General features: G+C 51.1%; 1 protein-coding gene and 2 pseudogenes. 1 reads left to right on the top strand and 2 read right to left on the bottom strand.

The window, feature by feature from the left end:
- Positions 1-352: 352 nt before the first annotated feature.
- Positions 353-517: pseudogene (locus ACK6AU_RS31805) on the bottom strand (transposase); the annotation flags it as partial.
- Positions 518-929: 412 nt separating this feature from the next.
- Entirely contained in the window at positions 930-1,403 is a 474-nt protein-coding gene (locus tag ACK6AU_RS31800) for a hypothetical protein (RefSeq protein WP_185701995.1), read from the bottom strand.
- Between the two features lie 52 nt (positions 1,404-1,455).
- Here ACK6AU_RS31800 and ACK6AU_RS31795 point away from each other — a divergent pair.
- Positions 1,456-2,189: pseudogene (locus ACK6AU_RS31795) on the top strand (site-specific integrase); the annotation flags it as partial.
- Positions 2,190-2,484: the final 295 nt, after the last annotated feature.

Genomic DNA, 2,484 nt, shown 5'->3' with positions numbered 1-2,484 from the left:
ACTATCTGGAACTGTCCGCTCAGTACAAACCTGACGACTATGCCAAAGCATCAGGCAAGTTATCGAGGAAGCCCGCCATACTTATTGACTCTCACGAAATATAAGGGTAGACGGCGGTATTAGTCGTCTATTTGAAGCCATCGGCCGAATCCCAGAACGCCGTCACTGGTCTCTGGGGCGAATGCGATGGAGAGTCGTTCCCGGTCAAAACCGGGATCAGGAACTTCATCGTGCTGACCACTGAAAGGTTGGAGCACGTCAGTAAAAAGAGGTCTGTCTAGTCCTGAAATAGGTTTACACCTGTTTCACACTCAAAACGCCCGATGCACCGCGTCGGGCGTTTGGTATTTCAAGGTCTGTCATGGCGCAGGCGGTTGGCCTCATCGACCCGCACTCGGTCAATCACCTCTCGCCCATACTTGGCAACCACATGGAACAGGTCATAGACCACGCGGGCGTGAGGGCAATGTTGGCGCATTTCCAAATCAAAGGCGGTGTTCATGTCCATGGCTACTGCGCGGCCAAGAATGGGCAGGTCTCAAATTGAACGCTGGCCGTATTCGTGAATGATGGTGCTGGGCTGATGGCAACCGCTGCAGGTGGGAAATCTGGTGGACTGGGGAATCAAGTCGACCAGCAGATCGTCGCCGTCAGATCGAATCGCGATGGCGGAAAAGCCCTCCCAAAAGGCCCGAAACGTATTAAGATCGTGCACAAGAACGCCGGTTTGTAGATGTGTTTGCTCGCACGAACATCATCCATCAAACCGGCGTTCTTGTTTCTATCTTTCCCCCGGATTCCGTGAAGAAGCAGAAAAAAGCCCCGGCAGATACCGAGGCCCTGAATAGGTACGCATGTCTTTCTGCTGTCCGCCAAAGCGGTAGTGATAAGGACAGGTCACCTAAGCAGTCGACGCGCACAGTAGCTAATCATTTGCCTTTTAGTTGATCGTATGGGATCTGAAGGCCCATTTGAGCCCAGCCTTTAGGCATGACAGCATCATTCGCATAGGGTTTGAGAGTTTCCTTTCCCCCTACCATTGCGCAAGTTATACAGTAACCCCCTACTGTTGGTTCATACTCAAAAACCTTGACTATCAGCTTGATAAGTTCAAAACGACTATCGCTCGGGTTATCTAACCAGACACCGCCGAGCCCAACCATAAACTTAGTTGCTTGTGTTTGCTTTGAGAACCAATTTCGGAAATTTGTTAACGATGCTTCATTCCATTGCGATGAATTCCCTGAAGTGCCCATACAATTAAGGGTGTTGTAATGAGCGATAGCCATTTGCTTCGCCCCATTGAAACCCACCACAGCAATACAATTGCCAAGGCCAGCAGTACCCACCTCGCCGTTAACGCTTATCAACTTGGACAGTCTATCGTAGCCAGCTGCTTCCATTGCAAATGCCTCCATTGATTTGAACCGCAAGCATAGACGCAGAAAAGACAGGATGCGCCGCACTCGCACCTGGGAGGAAGCGGCAACACGGTTTTTGAGTGAGAACAAGGACCAGCCTTCGCTCAAGTTGACGGCGCATCATCTGAAGCAGCTTCATCCCTACCTCAAGGATCTGCCATTGACTCACATCGATGACCAGGTCCTTGAACCGTTTGTGAAGGATCGTTTGAAAGGAGTGGTATTACCGGACGGAAGGCAGTTGAGCCGGTGGCTCCTCGTACGATCAACATCTCGTTCGAGTGCGCGCAAATGGCGGGATGAAGAAAGGCGGCCTTGGCTTGATTCAGTGCCAATGCTGGCGAAGCTGGACCTGAAGAAAAAGAGGCTTGAGCCCTACCCCATGACATGAGAGGAACAATCGATTCTTTTCGGGGAGTTGCCGGCGCACCTGCAGACGATGGCCCTATTCAAGGTGAACACAGGTTGCCGTGAGCAGGAGGCCTGCAGAGATCTCTTGCCAGAACTTGGCACCAGCGTATTCCTGATCCCCTCCGACTTCGGCGGCCGGAACAAGGTCAGGCGTGAAAAATGGCGATGAGCCGCTGGTCGTGCTCAATAGCGTGGCCAAATCCATCATCGACAAGCAGTGGGGCCAGAACAAGGAATGGTTTTTTCCTTACAACGGCACGGCACCGCAACACATCGCATGAACGACTCGCCTGGAAGAAGGCGCTGGCGAGAGCGGCGAAACTCTGGCAGGCGGAAAACCTTCGCCCCGCTCACCCAGCAGCACCTCGACCTTGCTGTACTTGAAGCCAGATCGGTAGATGTAATCGACTGCATCAACCACCACCTTTGTCAGCAGGAGTAGACCTTTAGTTGGATAAGGCAAGTCAACTAGCACGCCACTGGAAACTTTTATTTCCACTAGCGATAAAAATCCATTTAACCAATAGCAAATAAAACCTTAATTAAACTTAAAACCCCACCATAAAATTTGACAGCGGTGACTCACCAAACTTTAATAGCTGAGCGTATACAAGTGCTGGATTCACACAACAGGGAGAAACTCTTGTCTAGA

It is taken from the genome of Pseudomonas sp. KCJK8993, assembly GCF_046230915.1.
Classification (GTDB): Bacteria; Pseudomonadota; Gammaproteobacteria; order Pseudomonadales; family Pseudomonadaceae; genus Aquipseudomonas; species Aquipseudomonas piscis.
This window is presented reverse-complemented; position numbering and strand designations above follow the sequence as displayed.

What these genes read in the sequence shown, in the direction of transcription:
- ACK6AU_RS31800 (WP_185701995.1), bottom strand. Translation starts at nt 1,403, where the DNA reads ATGGAAGCAGCTGGCTACGATAGACTGTCCAAGTTGATAAGCGTTAAC.